General features: G+C 73.6%; 15 protein-coding genes. 8 read left to right on the plus strand and 7 right to left on the minus strand.

The window, feature by feature from the left end:
- Position 1 precedes the first annotated feature (1 nt).
- From paaC to paaE, 3 genes are read left to right on the plus strand one after another with little or no spacing between them, the layout of a single operon-like run.
- On the plus strand, positions 2-931 hold the full coding sequence (gene paaC / locus ABWI07_RS31950) for a 1,2-phenylacetyl-CoA epoxidase subunit PaaC (protein ID WP_353820845.1): 930 nt from the start codon (positions 2-4) through the stop codon (positions 929-931).
- A complete protein-coding gene (paaD, locus tag ABWI07_RS31955) occupies positions 925-1,428 on the plus strand; it encodes a 1,2-phenylacetyl-CoA epoxidase subunit PaaD (RefSeq protein ID WP_500208948.1) in 504 nt (167 codons plus the stop codon). The genes paaC and paaD overlap by 7 nt, the downstream gene beginning before the upstream one ends.
- Before the next feature lie 2 nt (positions 1,429-1,430).
- Entirely contained in the window at positions 1,431-2,489 is a 1,059-nt protein-coding gene (gene paaE, locus ABWI07_RS31960; RefSeq protein WP_149263698.1) for a 1,2-phenylacetyl-CoA epoxidase subunit PaaE, read from the plus strand.
- A gap of 10 nt (positions 2,490-2,499) precedes the next feature.
- Here paaE and ABWI07_RS31965 read toward each other — a convergent pair whose 3' ends face one another.
- On the minus strand, positions 2,500-3,117 hold the full coding sequence (locus ABWI07_RS31965; RefSeq protein ID WP_149263697.1) for a TetR/AcrR family transcriptional regulator: 618 nt from the start codon (positions 3,115-3,117) through the stop codon (positions 2,500-2,502).
- Between the two features lie 138 nt (positions 3,118-3,255).
- Here ABWI07_RS31965 and ABWI07_RS31970 point away from each other — a divergent pair, with 138 nt between their 5' ends.
- Positions 3,256-4,638, plus strand: coding sequence for an OFA family MFS transporter (locus tag ABWI07_RS31970; protein ID WP_353820847.1), 1,383 nt, complete (start codon positions 3,256-3,258; stop codon positions 4,636-4,638).
- Between the two features lie 24 nt (positions 4,639-4,662).
- Positions 4,663-4,821: an MFS transporter small subunit gene (locus ABWI07_RS31975; RefSeq protein WP_160161157.1), complete on the plus strand. Its 159-nt coding sequence runs from the start codon at positions 4,663-4,665 to the stop codon at positions 4,819-4,821.
- On the opposite strand, the gene pdxR is transcribed toward ABWI07_RS31975, so the two are convergent.
- Complete coding sequence (gene pdxR / locus ABWI07_RS31980) at positions 4,790-6,235, minus strand: MocR-like pyridoxine biosynthesis transcription factor PdxR (RefSeq protein WP_353820848.1); 1,446 nt, start codon at positions 6,233-6,235, stop codon at positions 4,790-4,792. The two genes, ABWI07_RS31975 and pdxR, sit on opposite strands and share 32 nt — an antisense overlap.
- A gap of 93 nt (positions 6,236-6,328) precedes the next feature.
- Here pdxR and ABWI07_RS31985 point away from each other — a divergent pair, with 93 nt between their 5' ends.
- Both ABWI07_RS31985 and ABWI07_RS31990 read left to right on the plus strand, forming a co-directional pair.
- The gene (locus ABWI07_RS31985) at positions 6,329-7,624 is read left to right on the plus strand and encodes an FAD-binding oxidoreductase (RefSeq protein ID WP_353820849.1); all 1,296 of its coding nucleotides are present in this window, start codon (positions 6,329-6,331) and stop codon (positions 7,622-7,624) included.
- A 408-nt stretch (positions 7,625-8,032) separates the two neighbouring features.
- A complete protein-coding gene (locus ABWI07_RS31990; protein WP_149263693.1) occupies positions 8,033-8,356 on the plus strand; it encodes a histone-like nucleoid-structuring protein Lsr2 in 324 nt (107 codons plus the stop codon).
- A gap of 348 nt (positions 8,357-8,704) precedes the next feature.
- Here ABWI07_RS31990 and ABWI07_RS31995 read toward each other — a convergent pair whose 3' ends face one another.
- From ABWI07_RS31995 to ABWI07_RS32015, 5 genes are all read right to left on the minus strand, one after another.
- Complete coding sequence (locus ABWI07_RS31995) at positions 8,705-9,025, minus strand: GroES family chaperonin (RefSeq protein ID WP_149263692.1); 321 nt, start codon at positions 9,023-9,025, stop codon at positions 8,705-8,707.
- A gap of 73 nt (positions 9,026-9,098) precedes the next feature.
- Positions 9,099-9,857 carry a serine protease gene (locus tag ABWI07_RS32000; protein WP_149263691.1) on the minus strand — a complete coding sequence of 253 codons (759 nt, stop codon included), beginning with the start codon at positions 9,855-9,857 and terminating at the stop codon, positions 9,099-9,101.
- A 17-nt stretch (positions 9,858-9,874) separates the two neighbouring features.
- The gene (locus ABWI07_RS32005; RefSeq protein ID WP_149263690.1) at positions 9,875-10,819 is read right to left on the minus strand and encodes a DMT family transporter; all 945 of its coding nucleotides are present in this window, start codon (positions 10,817-10,819) and stop codon (positions 9,875-9,877) included.
- A gap of 122 nt (positions 10,820-10,941) precedes the next feature.
- Positions 10,942-11,709 carry an SDR family NAD(P)-dependent oxidoreductase gene (locus tag ABWI07_RS32010; protein WP_149263689.1) on the minus strand — a complete coding sequence of 256 codons (768 nt, stop codon included), beginning with the start codon at positions 11,707-11,709 and terminating at the stop codon, positions 10,942-10,944.
- A gap of 24 nt (positions 11,710-11,733) precedes the next feature.
- Positions 11,734-13,191, minus strand: coding sequence for a flavin-containing monooxygenase (locus tag ABWI07_RS32015; protein ID WP_149263688.1), 1,458 nt, complete (start codon positions 13,189-13,191; stop codon positions 11,734-11,736).
- Between the two features lie 114 nt (positions 13,192-13,305).
- Between ABWI07_RS32015 and ABWI07_RS32020 the strand changes: the two genes are divergently transcribed.
- A complete protein-coding gene (locus ABWI07_RS32020; RefSeq protein ID WP_353820851.1) occupies positions 13,306-15,507 on the plus strand; it encodes a DUF4132 domain-containing protein in 2,202 nt (733 codons plus the stop codon).
- Positions 15,508-15,522 lie beyond the last annotated feature (15 nt).

Genomic DNA, 15,522 nt, shown 5'->3' on the forward strand with positions numbered 1-15,522 from the left:
CATGGAGAATCAGCACGCCTCTCAGCACGGCTCCGTGTACGACGGGCTTCTGGACGGCGACAGCTCCCAGTGGGCGTTCGGGACCGACTTCGAGGACCCGCTGGCCGGCGTCGACACGGCCGTCCCGGACGGCGTCGACCCGCACGCGCTCGCGACGTACTGCCTGATGCTCGCCGACGACGCCCTCGTCCTGTCGCACCGGCTCTCCGAGTGGTGCAGCAACGCGCCGGACCTCGAAGAGGACATCGCCCTCGCCAACATCGCGCTGGACCTGCTCGGCCAGGCGCGGCTGCTGCTCGCCCGCGCGGCCACCGCCGACCCGTCGGTCGTCCCGGCGCTGCCGGAGGGCTCGCCGGTCCCGGCCGAAGACGCGCTGGCGTTCTTCCGGGACGCGGACGCCTTCCGCAACGTGCGCCTCGCCGAGCTGCCGAACGGCGACTTCGGGCACACCATGGCCCGCGTCCTGGTGTTCGCGACCGCTCGGCTGGCGCTGTTCGAGCGGCTCACCGGCAGCCGCGACGCCGTCCTCGCCGCGGTCGCGGCCAAGGGGGTCAAGGAACTGGCCTACCACCGCGACTTCGCGGGCCGGTGGTTCCTCACCCTGGCGCAGGGCACCGAGGAGTCGCGCCGCCGCGTCCTCGCCGGGCTCGACGACGTGTGGCGCCACCACGACGAGCTGTTCCGCACCCACCCGGTGGAGCGCGCGCTCGCCGAGGCGGGCGTGGCCGCGGACCCGGCCGCCACCGCGGACGACGCCGACGCCGTGCTCGCGCAGGTCTTCGCCGCGAGCGGGGTCGAGCGGCCGGAGGTGCCGCAGACCGGGATGCTCGCCGGCCGCGCCGGACGCGACGGCGTCCACACCGAGGCGCTGAGCCGGATGCTGGCCGAGATGCAGGTCGTCGCCCGCGCGCACCCGCTGGGACGGTGGTGAGCGCCGTGCCCGGCACCGCCCACGCCGTCGCCGCGTCCGTCCGGGACCCGGAGATGCCGATGCTGACCCTGGAGGACCTCGGCGTGCTGCGCCGCGTCGAGGAGCACGGCTCCGCGGTCACCGTGGCGATCACCCCGACGTACTCGGGGTGCCCCGCGCTCGCCACGATGCGCGACGACCTGGTCCACCGGCTCACCGACGCCGGATACGCCGACGTGCGGGTCGAGATCGAGCTGACCCCCGCGTGGTCCAGCGACTGGATCAGCGAGCGGGGCCGCGCGGCCCTCGCCGCCGCCGGGATCTCGCCGCCCGGCCCGGCCCCGGAGCGCTCCGGGCCCGTCGCGCTGACCCTCGCGCCGACCCGCCGCAGGCTGCGCTGTCCGCGCTGCGGGTCGGACTCCGTGGAGCTGACCTCGGAGTTCGGCTCCACCTCCTGCAAGGCGCTGTACCGGTGCACCGCCTGCCTTGAGCCGTTCGAGCACGTGAAGGAGATCTAGCGGTGGCGGCTGCGACGTTCCACCCACTCAAGGTCGCCGCGGTCGACCGGCTGACCGACGACTCGGCGGCGGTGACGTTCGACGTCCCGCCCGAACTCGCCGGCGACTACGCGTTCGCGGCCGGCCAGAGCCTCACGCTGCGCCGGACGGTCGACGGCCGGGAGCACCGCCGGTCGTACTCGATCTGCGCGCCGGCGGGCGCCCGGCCGCGGATCGGCGTCCGGGAGATCCCCGACGGCATGTTCTCCTCCTGGCTCGTGCGGGAGGTCCGCCCCGGCACCGAGATCGAGGTCCAGGTCCCGTCCGGCAGCCTGCGGGCCGACCCCTCCGAGCCCGGCCGGCACCTGCTGATCGCGGCGGGCTCCGGCATCACCCCGATGATCTCGATCGCGGCCACCGTGCTCACCCACCCCGGCTCCCACGTGCGGCTGCTGTACGGCAACCGCACGAGCGGGACGGTCATGTTCGCCGAGGAGCTCGGCGACCTCAAGAACCGCTACGGCCCCCGGTTCCAGCTCGTGCACGTGCTGAGCCGCGAGCCCCGCGAGGTGGACCTGTTCTCCGGCCGGCTCGACGCCGACCGCCTGCGCCGCCTGCTCACCTCCGTCACGCCGGTCGACGACGTCGACCACGTGTGGCTGTGCGGCCCGCTGCCGATGGTCACCGGCGCCCGCGACGTCCTGTCCGAGCTCGGCGTCCCGCGCGAGAAGGTGCACGTCGAGCTGTTCTACGTCGACGAGCCGCCCCCCGAGGTGCGGCGCGAGGGCCCGGTCGTCACCGGGGAGACCAGCAAGGTCACCGTCGTCCTGGACGGCCGGTCGAGCACCGCCCCGATGCCGCGCGACGAGCGCATCCTGGACGCCGCCCAGGCCACCCGCGCCGACCTGCCCTTCGCCTGCAAGGGCGGCGTCTGCGGCACCTGCCGCGCCAAGGTCACCGAGGGCGAGGTCGACATGGTCCGCAACTACGCCCTGGAACCCGAGGAGGTCGAGGCGGGGTTCGTGCTCACCTGCCAGTCGCACCCGGTCAGCGCCGCCGTCACCGTCGACTTCGACGCCTGAGCGGGCCGGCTCAGGACGGCGGCGCGGCCAGCCCGTCGAACGCGATCGTGGTGATGGCGTCCGACAGGGCGGACGCGCTCACCTCGCCCCCCGGGCGGTACCACTCGACTAGCGAGTTGACCATGCCGAACAGGAGCCTGCTCACCAGCTCGGGCGGCACGTCGCCGCGCAGCGCCCCCTCGGCGGCCGCCGCGCGCACGAGCTCCGCCAGCCGGGCGTCGATCCAGCGGCGCCGCTGGAGCGCCGCGAGCTCGACCTCGCTGTTGCCGCGCACGCGCAGCAGCAGCGTCACCGCCGGCTGGTGGGCGACCAGCACCTCGACGCTCTTCCGCACCACCCGGCGCAGCCGCTCGTAGGCGGTGCCGCCCGACTCGTCCTGGGCCGCGCGGATCACCGCGGTCAGCTCGTCGAGGGCCTCGTCGAGGGCCAGCGCGAGCAGATGCGTCTTGCCCGGCACGTGGTGGTAGATCGCCGATTTGCCGACCCCGAGCTCCTCGGCGAGGTCGCCCATGCTGGTCCCCTCGTAGCCCTTCCGGTTGAAGAGCTCGATGGCCCGCCGCAACACGGTCGCCTGGTCGTAACCCGGACGCCCAGGGCCCCGGGGACGCGCGCTGACCGGCTCGGACATGAGTTCATGATTCCACAAGGGGCACGGTCGACAGATGGGTGGCGGGGAGGGGTTTTCATGTAGCACGTTTGTGTTTATGGTCGTCGGTGTCGGGGGTGCACCACCTGTCCGGATCCGCTCCCGAACCGGAGGCCCGCCGTGGCGCTCTCCTTCCTCGATCTGCGGCACACCGTCGCGAAACCGGGGTACAACCGCTGGCTCATTCCACCGGCCGCGCTCGCCGTGCACCTCTGCATCGGTCAGGCCTACGCGACCAGCGTCTACAAGACAGCGCTCGTCAAGCACTTCGACGCCAGCCTCACCGCGGTCGGCGTCGTCTTCTCCATCGCGATCGTGATGCTCGGCGCGTCCGCGGCGGTCATGGGCACGTGGGTGGACCGCGTCGGGCCGCGCCGGGCGATGTTCACCGCCGCGTGCTTCTGGGCGTCGGGCTTCCTGGTCGGGGCGCTCGGCATCGCCCTCGGCCAGCTCTGGCTGGTCTACCTCGGCTACGGCTTCGTCGGCGGCATCGGGCTCGGCATCGGCTACATCTCACCGGTGTCGACCCTGATCAGATGGTTCCCGGACCGGCCGGGCCTCGCGACGGGCATGGCCATCATGGGCTTCGGCGGCGGTGCGCTGGTCGCCTCGCCGCTGTCGCGCCGGCTGCTGGCGCTGTACGACCCGGGCGGCGACCCCGCGTCCGGCGGCGCCGTCGCGCTGCTGTTCGTCACGCTGGGCGCCGCGTACTTCCTGGTGATGATGCTCGGCGTGTTCACCGTGCGGGTCCCGCCGCCGGGATGGAGCCCCGCCGGATTCGCGCCCGCGGCGGAGCCCTCCAGGGCGCCAGTCGCTCCGCGCGGCGTCTCGGCGGCGTCCGCGATCAGGACGCCGCAGTTCTGGCTGCTCTGGACGGTGCTGTTCTGCAACGTCACCGCCGGCATCGGGATCCTGGAGCAGGCCGGTCCGATGATCGGCGACTTCTTCCGCTCCGGCGGCTCGACGTCGGTGTCGGCGACCGAGGCCGCCGGGTTCGTGGGCCTGCTGTCGATGTTCAACATGGCCGGGCGGTTCGTCTGGTCCTCGACCTCGGACTACATCGGCCGCAAGCGCACCTACGTCGGCTACCTCGGCGTCGGCATGGCCGCCTACGTCCTGCTGGCCCTCTTCGGGGACGCCTCGACCGCGTTCTTCGTCGCCCTCGCCGCGCTGATCATCTCCTTCTACGGCGGCGGGTTCGCGACAGTCCCGGCCTACCTGCGGGACCTGTTCGGCACCTACCAGGTGGGGGCCATCCACGGCCGGCTGCTGACCGCCTGGTCGGCGGCGGGCATCGCCGGGCCGCTGATCGTGAACCGGTTCCTGGACGCGCGCGGCGAGCCGGGCGCGCTCGTGGCCGCCGACTACCGGCCCGCCCTGTTCACCATGGTCGGGGTCCTGGCGATCGGCTTCGCCGCGAACCTGCTGATCCGCCCGGTGGCGGAGCGGCACCGCGCGGCGGAAGCCGAGGCCCGCGTCTCCGACCCCAGCCCGGCAACCTGACCCCGACAGCGAAGGAGAAGCACCATGGCGTCAACGCCGGGCCCCGCGCCGGAGGAGAACCCCGAAACGGCCACCGACACGGCCGTGCCGCGTCTCGTCGTCTCCTGGGCCGTCGTCGGCATCCCGCTGATCTACGGCGTGGTGGAGACGGTCAGGGCGACCCTGCCCCTGTTCGGCGGCTGAGCTCGGGGCGCGCGAGGACCCGCACGAGGGCTTGCAGCGCGTTCTCGAAGGCGTGGTCCGGCGGTGTCGCGTAGCCGACCACCAGGCCGTCCTCGGGCGGGAGGCGGGCGGCGGGGTGGCGGAACATCGACAGGCCGTCGACGGCCACTCCCGCCCGGGTCGCGGCCTCCAGGGCCGCGGTCTCGGTGCCGGGCGGCAGGCGCAGGACGGCGTGCAGGCCGGCCGCGATCCCCGTCACGTGGACGTGGGGGGCCTGCTCGGCCAGAGCCGTGACGAAGCGGTCGCGGCGGGCGCGGTAGCGCTGGCGCATGCGGCGGACGTGGCGGTCGTAGGAGCCGGAGTCGAGGAAGTCGGCGAGGGCCAGCTGGTCGAGCACGCCCGCCCACGCCTCGCGCTCGCCCTTGGCCTTGAGCGCGCCGTCCACCAGATGGTCGGGCAGCACCATCCAGCCGAGCCGGACGGCGGGGGACAGGCTCTTGCTGGCGGACCCGATGTAGAGGACGCGGTCGGGGGCCAGACCCTGCACCGCGCCCACCGGCTGGCGGTCGTAGCGGAACTCGCCGTCGTAGTCGTCTTCGAGGATGAGCCCGTCCGATGCGGCGGCCCACTCCACCACCGCCGTGCGCCTGCGCGAATGCAGCGGACCGCCGGTGGGGAACTGGTGCGCGGGGGTGAGCAGCACGGCGCGCTCCACTTTCGAGAGCTCGTCGACGCGGGCGCCGTCGCCGTCCACGGTCAGGGGGCGGGTCCGCACGCCGGCCTGCTCCAGCAGCCCCCGGTGGAAGGGCAGGCCGTACCCCTCGACCGCCAGGGGACCGGTCAGCGGGCCGCCGCCGAACAGCAGGCGCAGGGCGTGCGCGAAGCCGGAGCAGACCACGATGCGGTCGGCGTCGGTCCGGACGCCGCGCGTGCGGGCCAGGTACTCGGCGAGCGCGCGGCGCAGCTCGGGGCGCCCGCGCGGGTCCCCGGGGCCGAAGGCCTCGTTCGGCGCGGCCGTCACCGCCCGGCGGGCCGATGCCAGCCAGGCGGCGCGCGGGAAGGACGAGGCGTCCGGCTGCCCCTGCCGGAGGTCGTGCGCCGGTCCGGGGGAACGGCCGCCGGCGGAGCGCGCCGCCTGGCGCGCCGGGGCCGGCTGCGCGCCGAGCGCCACGCGCGTCCCGGAGCCTTGGCGGGCGGTCAGCCAGCCTTCGGCGACGAGTTCGGCGTAGGCGTCGGCGACGGTGTTGCGGGCCAGGCCGAGGTCGGCGGCCAGCGACCGGTAGGGCGGCAGCCGGGTGCCGGGGGCCAGGCGTCCGGAGCGGACGGCCGCGCGCAGCGCCCGGGTCAGCGCGGCCCGGCGCCCGCCGCCGCCCGGCAGCTCCAGATGGAGGTCGGCTCCGATCCGCTCCGCCAGATTGACCCAGTTTTCCGTCATGGGATTGCACTCTATCGCCGGTCTTCTTTCCTCCTAGATTGAGTTGCGGAGATCGTTCTCCGCACACCTGAACTGGAACTACGGAGGAACATGATGGACGCCCTGCGATCCGCCGTCCGTGGCCGGGTCCTGCTGCCCGGCGACCCGGAATTCGACGCCGCGCGCCGCCCCTGGAACCTGGCCGTGGAGCAGCCGGTCGAGGCCGTGGTCGAGGCCGCCGACGCCGATGACGTCGCCGCGCTCGTCCGGCACGCCCGCGCGGCCGGGCTGGGCGTGGCGACCCAGCCGAACGGGCACGGTGCCACGGGCCGCACCGGGGGCGCGATCCTGCTGCGGACCCGGCGGCTGGACGCCCTGGAGATCGACCCCGCCGCCCGCCGCGCCCGCGTCGGCGCGGGCGTCGCCTCCGGACGGCTCCAGGCGGCGGTCGCGCCGCACGGCCTGACCGGCCTGCCCGGAAGCTCTCCCGTGGTCAGCGTCGCCGGGGTCGCCCTCGGCGGCGGGCTGAGCTGGTTCGGCCGCGCCCACGGCTGGGTCGCCGACTCCGTCACCGCCTTGGAGATCGTCGACGCGGACGGCCGCCGCCGCCGCGTCGCCGCGGACACCGACCCGGACCTGTTCTGGGCGCTACGAGGCGGAGGCGGCGACGTCGCCGTGGTGACGTCCCTGGAACTGGCCCTCCACCCCGCACCGCACCTTTACGGCGGCCGGGTGCTGTGGTCGGCCGAGCACGCGTCCGAGGTGATGGACGCCTACCGCCGGATCACCGCCGCGGCCCCGGACGCGTTGACCGCATGGCTGGACCTGCTGCACTTCCCCGGCGCCGACCCCATGGTCGCCGTGGACGCCACCTACCTCGGCCCGGCGGACGAGGCGCGCGACCTGCTGCGGCCCCTGGACGGGCTGCCCCGGCCCCTGTCCGACGGCAGGGCGGTCATGCCGGTCTCCGAACTGGGCGCCATCACGGCCGAGCCCACCGACCCCGGCGCGGGCCGCTCGCGCGCCGAACTGCTCACCGCCCTGGACGACGGCGCGGTCAAGGCGCTGCTGGCCGACCCCGTCGCCCCCCTGCTGAGCGTGCAGATCCGGCACCTGGAGGGCGCGTTCGCCCGGCCGTCCGACAGCCCGCACGGACCGCTCACCGAGCCCTACGCGCTCTACATGTTCGGAATCCCGTCCGACCCGGCGACCGCCGAGGCCGTCGCCGCGAAGCAGGCCGCGCTGGCCGGCCAACTGCCCACCACCGGCCGCAAGCCTTACACCTTCCTCAACCCCGAGGAGACCGCGGCGAACGCGTTCACCCCGGAGACCCTGACCCGCCTGCGCGGCATCAAGACGAACCACGACCCCCACAACGTCTTCCGCAGCAATTTCCCCGCCACCCCCTGAGAACCGAAGACCGAAACCACCACAGCACCACGCACCAACCCGGGGGCCCGCGATCGCGTCCGAAGGCAGATTCGAGCGAAGCGAGAATCTGATCGCGCAGCGAGCCGCAAGGCGAGTCGGAGCGATGCCAGCGATCGCCGCAGTGCTCGACGATGGAGGGCCGCCATGGCCCGAAGGAGGAGAGCGCTGCAATAGACACAGAAAGGCAATAAGATCCCCAAGGCAGGGTTCGAATTGCAGAGGCGTCGCGCGTGTGCCGGTCCGCTGCCTTTATACCGGGACATGGGGCGGTGCCTCGCGCGGCCGCGGCCATGCCCGGCACAGCGTCGATGACCTGGTCTGTTCCCCGGCGGCCTAGTATGGAAGACGGGACCGTCATTCGTCACTGACCGAAGGGGAAGGCAATTCATGGCGCAGCAGGTCAAGGTTCACCTGGTCGACGACATCAGCGGTGGGGAGGCCGTGGAAACCGTCGCGTTCGCGCTCGACGGTAAGGCCTATGAGATCGACCTGAACAAGAAGAACGCCGCCAAACTGCGCAAGGTCATCGAGCCTTACCGGGAGCACGCCCGCAAGGCGCGCCGCACCGCGGGCCGGCCCGCCGCGCGCACGGCGGGCAGCCGCGAGCGCAGCGCCGAGATCCGCCGGTGGGCGCGGTCGGCGGGCATCCCGGTCAACGACCGCGGCCGCATCCCGGCCGACGTGATCCAGAAGTTCGAGGCCGCGCACTGACCCGCCGCCCGGAACGCCGGGTCGGACCGAGTGGGTGGCAGCCAGGCAGATGCCCGGCTCCAAACGGCTGCGAGTGCGGGTGCCGACCGCTCCACAACGTCGTGCACCCGCCGCCGCACGGCAAGAGGCGACCGCGAGAGCGTCGAGGCCTTCAGGAAAGCCGCGACCTCAACCGGCACCGCAACCACGCGCCGACCCCAACCTCTGCGATCGCGTCCGAAGGCAGATTCGAGCGAAGCAAGAATCTGATCGCGCAGCGAGCCGCCAAGGCGAGACGGAGCGATGCCAGCGATCGCCCGCGTTTCTCGACGATGGAGGGCCTTCAAGGCCCGAAGGAGGAGAGAAAGGCTATAGATACAGCCCGGTGCCGTGCTCGGGGCGTTCGCTGGCGATGGCGTGGAGGTCGCGTTCGCGCATGACCAGGTAGTTCTCGCCCTGGATCTCGACCTCGTACTGGTCGCCGGGGTGGTAGAGCACGCGATCGCCCGGTTTGACGATCCGGACGTGGTGGCCGACGCCGCAGACCTCTCCCCAGACGAGCCGGTTCTGCTGCTCGACCGTCGCGGGGATGACGATGCCGCCGGTGCTGCGGCGCTCACCGCTGTCCTTCTCGGTCTTGATCATGACCCGGTCGTGCAGCATCTGGACTTCGAACTTCGGCTCGGACACGCGGGCGAGTTTATCCGTCCGCGCGGGTAGGAACGTTCCGCGGCCGGTTCCGTCGTCCGGCCGGGGTGCCGGGTCAGGGCATGGAGGCCAGCTTGGCGTAGACGCCGGGGTATCCGGGCTTGCCGCAGCCGTAGCCCCAGGAGACGAGCGCGGCCACGCGCCCGCCGGCGATCAGCGGGCCGCCGCTGTCGAACTGGCAGGAGTCGGCCTTGGCCGATCCGGCGCACAGCATGTCGGACGGGTCGAAGGAGTCGCCGTACGCGCGCCGGCATGCCGCGTCGCCGGGGAGCGGCACGCGGGCCGCCCGCAGGCGGGTGTTGAACAGGTCGTTCTCGGAGGTGAAGCCCCACCCGGCGATCTCGCCGGTGCGGGCGTCGCCGGGCGCGCCGAGGGGTGCGGACGGGCGGTTCACGCGGCGGGCGAGCGTCAGGACGGCGAGGTCGTGGTGGCTGACGGTCTCGCCCTTGAAGGAGGTCTCGCGGTACTTCGGGTGCACGCGCACCGACTTGACCGTGACCGTCTCCCCGCCCCGGTTCGTCAGGTCGTCGCGGCCGAAGGTGACCGTCAGGACGCCGGGCACCGAGCGGAACATCGACACGCAGTGGCCCGCGGTGAGGAGCCGGTCGGGCGCGGTCAGCACGCCGCCGCAGAACTGCCCGGACGGCCGGACGAAGAAGATCGGCGACCCGACCGCGGCCAGCCACGGGTACCGCGCCGCGGGCACCGGGGCGCCGCCCAGCACGGCGTTCGCGGGCGGCGCGGCGAGCGGCGCGAGCCCCAGGGAGGCTCCGAGCAGTGCGGTGCCGAGCAGCCGGCGGGAGAGCAGCGCCATCCCGGCACTGTAAGCGATCAGGGGGTCGCGCGCACGCCCTTCCCGGCGGCCGCGCGGACCGGCGCGACCGGGTCCTCGTACCGGGGGAACAGCGCCAGCGCGGCCAGCGCCAGCGCGAAGCCGCCCGCACGCAGCGCGAACGGCCCGGTGTCGCGCGGCCACTGCTCGCCGAACAGGACGGTGCTGCTGACGACCAGGTACGTCCGGCCGATGACGGTCAGCACGACCGCGACGATCGCGACCCGGCAGCGCTGCAGCGCGACCTGCAACTGGCCGAGCGCGATCGCGGCGAGGCCGAGCGTCAGGTACGGGTAGGGGGACTCCAGCACGGCCCGCACGCTGCCGGTGTCCTCGTAGAGGATCGAGATGCCGCGGATGCCGGCCTCGGCCAGCCCGGCGCAGGCGCCGGCGCCGATCCCGTAGGCGACCCCGGCGAGCTTGCGGGCGTGCCGCCCGCCCGTGCGGCGGTCGCCGACCAGCCACACCAGGGCCGCGACGACGACCGCTGGGGCGCACACGGCGAGCATCGGCCACGGGCGGGTCAGCGTCCCGGTGAGGGTGGCGTCCGCGTGCGGCTCGCCCTCGGCCGTGGCCGAGAGCCCGATCAGCCCCGTGGCGAGGACGAACAGCGCGACGCTCGCCCATTCGCGCACGCTCAGCCGCTCACCGAGGACCCCCACCGCGAAGGCGACGAGGAACACCAGCCCGAGGGCGAAGACGGGCTGCGCGACGGCGAGCGGTATCGCGGAGAAGGCGACGACCTCGTAGCCGAGGCCGAGGAACAGCAGCAGGCCGCCGCCGAGCCAGACGGGGTCGGTCAGCATGAGCCGGGCGACCCGGAAGGGGCGGCTGCCGCGCAGCGGCTCCATCCGGCGCGCGGAGACGCGGAAGACGAGGAAGGCGATGTAGTAGACGGTGGTGGCGAGCAGGGCGAGGGCGGCGTAGCCCAGGTCGTGACCCATCGGGAAAGACCCTTCGGCGGACGGGGGCGGGAAGAGTCGTCCGGCGCGCCATCGAATCGACTTCCCTGCCACCTTGCCTTGTCGCACCGCCCGTGACAAGGCCGTGACCCTTGACTAAATGATCAATCGTATTTACGGCCGGTGGTGGACGACAGGCGGGCGATGAGCCCGCGCGGCAGCAGCCGCGTGGCGCCGACGACGGCCTTGTACTGCGCCCCCGGGACGCTGACCTGGACGCCGCGGCGCAGGTCGCGCAGGGCGGTGGCGACGACGTCGTCCTTGTCCAGCCACAGGAACTCCGGCACGCCTGACATGTCCATCTGGGCGCGGTCGTGGAACTCGGTGTGGACGTATCCGGGGCAGAGCGCCATCACCCGGACCTTGCCCCGCGACCGGTTCCGGATGTCGGCGGCGACGCCCTGGCTGAAGTTCACGACCCAGGCCTTGGAGGCCCCGTACGTGCCGCGCGTCGCGAACGCCGCGACCGACGAGACGTTGACGACGCCGCCCCGGCCGCGCTCCAGCATGCCGGGGAGGACGGCGTGCGTGAGCCGCAGGACGGCCTCGCAGTGCACGCGGAGCATGGTCAGCTCGTCCGACACCGGCACGTCGAGGAACACGCCCTTGTTGCCGAACCCGGCGTTGTTGACCAGCAGGTCGACGTCCTTGCGGACGCGCTCCTCCGCCGCGGCGAGCCCCTCGTCGGTGGACAGGTCGGCGGGCAGCGTCTCGGCGCGCACGGCGTAGGTGGCGCGGAGGTCGGCGGCGGTCCGCTCCAGCCGCTCGGCGTCGCGGGCCAGCAGGACCAGGTCGAACCCGTCGGAGGCGAGGCGGCGGGCGAAGGCGGCACCGATCCCCGCGGTCGCGCCGGTGATGAAGGCGGTCGGCATGGCACCGAGCCTAGGCCGCGTCGGCTACCGGACGGTAGCGCGGCGCGCGCGGAAGTGCCGCGGGTCGGGGCGGCGGGTCGCGCGGCGGTAGGCGAAGGTGTAGCCCGGCCAGTTGTTGACGATCTTGCCGCCGGCCGTCATGTACCAGCTCTGGCAGCCCGCCTGCCACACGGTCGAGCGCATCCGCTCCTGCATGTCCCGGGTGAAGGCGTCCTGCACGTCCGGCCGCACGTCGATCCAGTCGAGGCCCGCGCCGCGCAGCGCCTCCACGCAGCCGAGGACGTACCGGAACTGCGACTCCAGCATGTAGATGATCGAGTTGTGCCCGAGGTTGGTGTAGGGGCCGTACAGCAGGAACAGGTTCGGGAACCCGCTGACCGTGATGCCGAGGTGCGCCTGCGCGCCGTCCCGCCACGCCTCGTTCAGCTCCCGGCCGTCCCGTCCGACGATCTTCATGGGGGACAGGAACTCGGTGGAGCGGAACCCGGTCGCGTACACGATGACGTCCACCTCGTGCGCGCGGCCCGCCGCCCGGATCCCCGCCGGGGTGACGCGCTCGATCGGGTCGGTGACCAGATGGACGTTCGGCCTGGTCAGCGCCGGATAGTAGTCGCCGGACAGCAGGATCCGCTTGCATCCCATGCGGTATCCGGGGACGAGTTCGGCGCGCAGCGCGGGGTCGGCGACCTGCTCGGCCAGGAACCGGCGGAAGCCGCGCTCCATGACCCCCATCAGCCGCGGGTACCGGATGAAGCCGAGGGCGCGGGCCTCGAACAGCGCGTAGATCCGGGCGCGGCTCAGCGCGTACAGCCCCGGCACGGCCCGCAGCGCGGCGCGCTCCCAGGCCCGGTACGGCCGGTCGGGCTTGTCGATCACGTACGGCGCGGACCGCTGGAACAGCAGCAGCTCCGCCGCCTGCGCGGCGACCTCCGGGACGATCTGGATCGCGCTCGCCCCGGTCCCGACCACCGCCACGCGCCTGCCCCGCAGGTCGGTGCCGTGGTCCCAGCGGGAGGAGTGGAAGGACGGGCCGGCGAACGACTCGCGCCCCTCGATCGGCGGCAGCTCGGGCCGGTTGAGCTGCCCGCACGCCGAGACCAGGACCCGCGCCTCCAGGTCACCGGTCGTCGTGGAGATCCGCCAGAGCGCCGCGTCCTCGTCGAAGCGCGCCTCGGTCACCTCGGCGCCGAACCGGATCTTCTCCAGCACGCCGTACTCGCGGGCGCAGTGCCGCAGGTACTCCAGGATCTCCGCCTGCGGCGGGAATCGGCGCGACCAGTCGGTCTTGCGCTCGAACGAGAAGGAGTACAGGTGGGAGGGGACGTCGCAGGCCGCGCCCGGGTAGGTGTTGTCGCGCCAGGTCCCGCCGAGGTCGCCGGCCTTCTCCAGGACCACCACGTCGTGGACGCCGGCCTGCCGCAGCCGGATCGCCATCCCGATCCCGCCGAACCCGCTCCCGATGATCACAACGCTGTGCGCCATGGCCGCCCCGAACCTCATTCTGTCTCGGTACCCCCCGAGCGTAGGTGACCACGAAGTCACTGAACAGGTGTCGCCGCGGCGCGTTTTGTCGGTCGGATCTGCCAGCATCCCGGCATGCCCGACGCCACCCCCGCCACGGAAGCGCGCACGCGCGACGGCCTCGAAACGGTCCAGGCGCTGCTGGCGCGCGCCTGCGAGTCCGGGGAGGACGGCTACCGGTTCGCCCTGCTCCTCCAAGAAGTCCTCCCCGCCGCCGAGCGCCTCGACGCCGGGGCTCTGCGCGGGCTGGCGCCGCTGCTGAAGCGGGTCGAGGGCAGCTTCGCGCGGGCCGACGTCCCGATCGGGTACCGGCAGCGGGTCGACCGCCGCCTCCAGGCGCTGCTGGCGATCGTGGACGAGGCGTACCTGCCCGAAGGGGTGCTCCCCGTCCACGGCACGTGGGCCGCCCCGCTCCGGGAGCGTGCGCGGGCGGCGCCGTCGGCCGAGCTGGCCCGGTTCGTCCGGCACCTGGCGAGCCTTTCGGCGCCGCGCCCCACGCTGAAGTGGCACCGCGCGTGCGTCGCCCTCATGGACGAGGCGGCCGCGCGCGAGGACGTCGCCGAGTGCCTCCGCGCCCTCGCCGAGGACGCGCCGTACTGCCCCCACGACGACGCCCCGGGCACCGACCGGTCCTGCTGGTACCACCACCTGGTCGAACCGCACCATGGGGACGTCGCGCGCGGAATCGTCTGGGCGGGGGCCCTCACCGGCGGCGCGGAGGCCGTGCTTCGCCTGCGCTCGCTCGCCCTGCGCGCGAGCGTGTCCGGCGACGTCGTCAGGGATCTCAAGGTCGCGGGCGCCGCGATCAACGCGCTGGGCGCGATCGACGATCCGCGCGCGCTGGAGGCGCTGTGGCGGCTCCGCGCGCCGATCAGGGACCGCGCGCTGCGCAAGCAGCTCGACACGGCGCTCCAGGCGGCGGCCGAGCGGCAGGGCATCACGCGGGCGCAGCTCGTCGAGCGCACCGTCCCCGCCCACGGCCTGGGCCCGGACGGCGCGGTGGAGCGGACGCTCGGCGGCCACCGGGCGCGCGTCGCGGTCGAAGGCGCGGCGACCGTCCGGATGACCTTCACCGGCGCGGACGGCCGCGCCTCCCGGACGGCCCCGGCCGCGGTCAAGGACGGCTTCCCCGAGGAGCTGAGGCGGCTCAAGGCGCTCGCCAAGGAGGTGCGGGCGACGCTGTCGAGCGAGCGGGCGCGCGTCGAGGGCCTCATGTCCGAGGACCGCGTCTGGCCCTACGCCGAATGGTGCGAGCACTACCGCGACCACCCGATCACCGGCGCCGTCGTCCGCGGCCTCATCTGGGAGTTCCAGGGCGAGGACGGCGTCTGGCGCGCGTCCCTGCCGGTCGGTTCCGGCGCCGCCGGCGGCGGTGCCGCGCGGGTGCGGCTCTGGCATCCCATCCGGGCGGCCGTGGACGAGGTGCGGGCATGGCGGGAGCGCGTCGTCGAGGAGGAGATCCGGCAGCCGTTCAAGCAGGCGTTCCGCGAGATCTACCTCCTCACCCCCGCGGAAGAGGAGACCGCGACCTACTCCAACCGGTACGCGGCGCACATCGTCCACTACCGGCGGCTGTACGCCCTGTTCAAGGAGAGGGGCTGGCAGGCCAATTTCCTCGGCCCGCACGACGGCGGCTACAACGGCGAGGCGCGCGGCGAGTTCGGCGGCGGCGAATGGCGGGCGTGCTTCTACCACGAGCCGGTCGACGACGGCGGCGACTGGACGGTCGAGCACGCCGCGACCGACCAGGTCCGCTTCGAGCGCAGGCACGGCCGGCGCTGGTGTGAGGCGCCGCTCGCCGACGTCCCGCCGCTGGTGTTCAGCGAGGCGATGCGGGACGTGGACCTGTTCGTCGGCGTCACCTCCATCGCCGCCGACCCGGACTGGGCCGACCGGGGCGAGGACCGCCACGCCGCCTACCGGCGCGCGGCGGCCTTCGGCGCGCTGACCGCGAGCGCCGAGGTCCGCCGCGCCGCGCTGGAGCGCATCCTGCCGCGCACGCGGATCGCCGGCCGCTGCGCCCTCGACGGCCGCCACCTGGTGGTGCGCGGCGAGCTGCGCACCTACCGGATCCATCTCGGGTCCGCCAACGTGCTGATGGAACCGGACGGCGCCTACCTGTGCATCGTCCAGGGCCGCCGGCCGCCCGGCACGCTGTACCTGCCGTTCGAGGACGAGCGGCTCTCGCTCATCCTCAGCAAGGCGTTCCTGCTGGCCGCCGACCACAAGATCACCGACGCCTCGATCCGCCGCCAGATCGGGGGTGTGATCACCTGAAACGCCCCGGAACCG

It is taken from the genome of Actinomadura sp. NPDC000600 (genome assembly GCF_040492135.1).
Taxonomy (GTDB): Bacteria; Actinomycetota; Actinomycetes; order Streptosporangiales; family Streptosporangiaceae; genus Spirillospora.